The sequence below is a fragment of the Rhizobium sp. SEMIA 4085 genome (genome assembly GCF_013004495.1).
GTDB lineage: Bacteria > Pseudomonadota > Alphaproteobacteria > Rhizobiales > Rhizobiaceae > Rhizobium > Rhizobium gallicum.
In genome coordinates this window covers 1-3,050 of record NZ_JABEPH010000523.1, presented here as the reverse complement: position 1 = coordinate 3,050, position 3,050 = coordinate 1, and the positions used below count along the sequence as shown (strand labels likewise).

Sequence of the window (3,050 nt, the reverse complement as noted above, 5' to 3'; positions counted from 1 at the left end):
TCTACCATCTCGACTGGTATCGCGCCGCCCATCGCAGACCTCCCCCCCGCAACGTCCGCCAAGGGGGCTTTGACGATCATCCAACGGTCCCCCCCGGCGGTTAAGCCACCGGGCGGATCCGGCTTACTGGGCTACCGGCTTCCAGGGATCGGCAGGACGCTCGAAGTACTGGTCGGCAATCGCACTTGGGAACCATCCGTCCGCCTTCGGTTCGACGAAATCAGTCGAGTTCAAATCGCAATCCTCGGGGATCGCCGCGCGAACGTCATCGATTGCGAACGGCAGGACTGGGCGCAGGACGGACTGCACCTTTGGCCCCTGCCCTTGGAGCGTACGAAGCATAATCTCCCACATCTGCTGCATCTCGCGGCGCGGCGGCCAGATATGGAAGCCGGCATCGATCCATTCTGGATTCTGGCGCCAGTAACATGCCGCCGAAGCCTCGCCGCCCAGCGTAATCGGCACCATGTCACGGCCCGACTGGAGCATGGCGTTCAACACGCCGTTCTCCTGCGCGCCCTGTGTCAGAATACCGTCAATCTGGGTGGGGTTCGTCGCCAGAAATTTCTGCACCTCGACCTGTGCTACCTGGTCGGTCCACTTGCCAGCCACTTCGCCGACGATCTTGATGTCGGGATACTTTGCCAGCGCATCTTTGGCGGCCTTATCGAAGCTATCGGATGAGGCGAAGCCAGGGATGCCCGACACGAGAAGCACGTTGCCTTTCTTGCCGATCTTGTCTGCGAGCCAGGTCGCCATCTCGCCGCCGCCCTGCGCGTGATTGGCAGCGCCGTTGATCGCGTAAGGCGACGTCACGTATCCCGAAAACGAGAAGACAGGAACGCCTGCCTTATAGGCGTACTCGATCGTCTGGTTGAGGGCGGTGACGTTCGAGCAGCAGATGATGATGGCATCGACCCCATCATCAACCATCTGGCGCATCTGCTGAATCTGGACGGCGTCCTTGAGGTCGGACTGGGTGACCACGACTTCGGATACGAGCCCTGCTTCCTTGGAGCGCGGCAAGAGGTCATTCATGACGGCATCGAGGGCCGCTGCGCGCCACGTGTTGCCGGCATAGCTACTGGCGTAGCCGATCTTCCAGGGCGGTCCCTTCTTTGGTTTGAAGTCCTTATAGGCACTCGCTCCGAGCGGGACCTGCGGGTCGACAACCTCGTAGATTTTCCTCTCGTTGGCGGGGAGCTGGTCGACGCCGTCAGCCCACGTCGTGGTCGTCAGGGCGCCGACCGCGATCAGCGCCCCCATGGTTGCGGTTAAACGGCGTCTCATTGGATGCTCCTCCCAAGAGATTGTTTCAGGCGACTTTCGCCCTGGTTGCGGATGCCTGCTGGATTTCCTCGAGGATCGGCAGCAGGTATTTTCTGAACTCGGTGTAGTCTTCAGTGACCGGGAAATGTCCGAGCTTCTCCATCGTCCAGAACTTGCTGCCCTTGACGAGATCGGCGGCGATCTTGGTGTCGGCCGGGGAGGTATTCGGATCGTATTCGCCCGTCAGAAAGTACAGCATGCACTTCGACGTATCGATCTTGCTCGCCTCTTCGGGCGAGACATTGTGGTCGTAGTAGTAGTAATAGAGGTCACCTGCGAAGACGCCCGGACCGCCGCAGCTATATTCCCACTGGATTTCGCGGACATTGGCTTCTGGTGAGTAGGGCGAGATATTGAGCATCATGGCCGCGCCGATGGAGGTACGATTGACGTTCGGGTTGTCGAATTCCTTCCTGATGCCTGCCATGCCGACATCGACATATTCGGCAGCCGAGCGCAGTGCCCCTTCGACGGAGATGGTCGCACGGAAGTTGTCAGGGTAATTGGACGCCAGATCGATGGCCAGATGTCCGCCCATCGAGCTACCCATGTAAACGGGGCGGTCCAGACCAAGGGCTTTCGAGAGTTCCAGCTGGAAGTCCATCATGAACTTCTTGGTCATGTTGTATTCCTTCTCCCACCAGCGAACGCCATGCGGGGGAAGAGACTTCCCGTGATAGGGCAGGTCGAACGCGATGACGCGGAAGTTCTTGGTCACCTCTTCGTCGCAGAGCGTGTGGCGGTACTGGCGGCCGTCCGAGCCCGCCGTGTGACCGACAAGCAAGGGAATGCCCTGTCCGGCTTCCTCGTAATAGACGCGATATTCGATGCCTTCGATCGTCAGGTAGACGTAACGGCCGGTGATCGGATCATGCCTTGTCATGCTGCTACTCCTTCCGGACGGGCTTCGCGCATCAGGTTCGTCATGCGATTGAGCGCAGGGAGATACGCGAAGGTTTCGTGATTGTTGCTAAGGTACAGACCGTGTTTGATATTCGACGACTGCAGGCATTGGTAAAACGGCTGCGGCTTCTTCTGGAGAAGCGCGTCCCACTGTTCACCCGTGCCGCGGATGACGATCTTGCACTTCTCGTCGTCGTAGGCGGCTTCTTCGACCTTCACCATCTTGCCGTCTTCAAAGTGAAGTGCGACGCTTCGGGTCGGAAAATCGCATTTGATAATGCCGTTGAGATAACGGGTTTCGCGCTTGAACTCGAAGTCCTCCAGCGCCAGTTTTTTGAACTTCTCGAGGTCGATGGCCATGTTCGGCTCCTCCCTAGTTATAACGGCGCGGCCGATCCACGCCTTTCAAACGTTGCCAATATGCCCAGCGGCGGCTTCAGATGCCCATTTCGTTGAAGACCTCCTGGGCGTTTCGGAAGCTGTCAATGCCCGCCGGTACGCCGGCGTAGATCGCGACCTGCAGGAAAATCTCCTGGATTTCCTCCTTGGTGAGGCCGTTGTTGATCGCGCCGCGCACGTGGCCCTTGAGCTCATGCGGACGATTAAGAACAGAGATCATTCCAAGGTTCAGAATGGACCGCGCGCGCCTGTCGAGGCCTGGTCGGTTCCAGATCTCGTTCCAGCAATACTCGGTGACGAGCTGCTGCATAGGCCAAGTGAAGTCGGTCGCCTTACCGAGTGCTGCGTCGACATAGGCATCGCCCATGACTTCACGACGCGTCGCCAGCCCTTGAGCGAACTGTTCCGAAGGGACAGGC

Annotated in this window: 4 protein-coding genes; all 4 read right to left on the bottom strand. The window is 59.0% G+C overall.

What is annotated here, in order from left to right:
• Positions 1 to 123: 123 nt before the first annotated feature.
• Positions 124 to 1,290, bottom strand: a complete 1,167-nt coding sequence (locus C9413_RS30315; RefSeq protein ID WP_040114002.1) for an ABC transporter substrate-binding protein — start codon at positions 1,288 to 1,290, stop codon at positions 124 to 126.
• Between the two features lie 25 nt (positions 1,291 to 1,315).
• Complete coding sequence (locus tag C9413_RS30310) at positions 1,316 to 2,212, bottom strand: alpha/beta hydrolase (protein ID WP_040114001.1); 897 nt, start codon at positions 2,210 to 2,212, stop codon at positions 1,316 to 1,318.
• Complete coding sequence (locus C9413_RS30305; protein ID WP_040114000.1) at positions 2,209 to 2,592, bottom strand: hypothetical protein; 384 nt, start codon at positions 2,590 to 2,592, stop codon at positions 2,209 to 2,211. Before C9413_RS30305 ends, C9413_RS30310 begins: the two co-directional genes overlap by 4 nt.
• Positions 2,593 to 2,668: 76 nt before the next feature.
• Positions 2,669 to 3,050: carboxymuconolactone decarboxylase family protein (locus C9413_RS30300; RefSeq protein WP_246703894.1), on the bottom strand; the 382-nt coding region annotated here is incomplete at its 5' end.

What these genes read in the sequence shown, in the direction of transcription:
- C9413_RS30315 (WP_040114002.1), bottom strand. Translation starts at nt 1,290, where the DNA reads ATGAGACGCCGTTTAACCGCAACCATGGGGGCGCTGATCGCGGTCGGC.
- C9413_RS30310 (WP_040114001.1), bottom strand. Translation starts at nt 2,212, where the DNA reads ATGACAAGGCATGATCCGATCACCGGCCGTTACGTCTACCTGACGATC.
- C9413_RS30305 (WP_040114000.1), bottom strand. Translation starts at nt 2,592, where the DNA reads ATGGCCATCGACCTCGAGAAGTTCAAAAAACTGGCGCTGGAGGACTTC.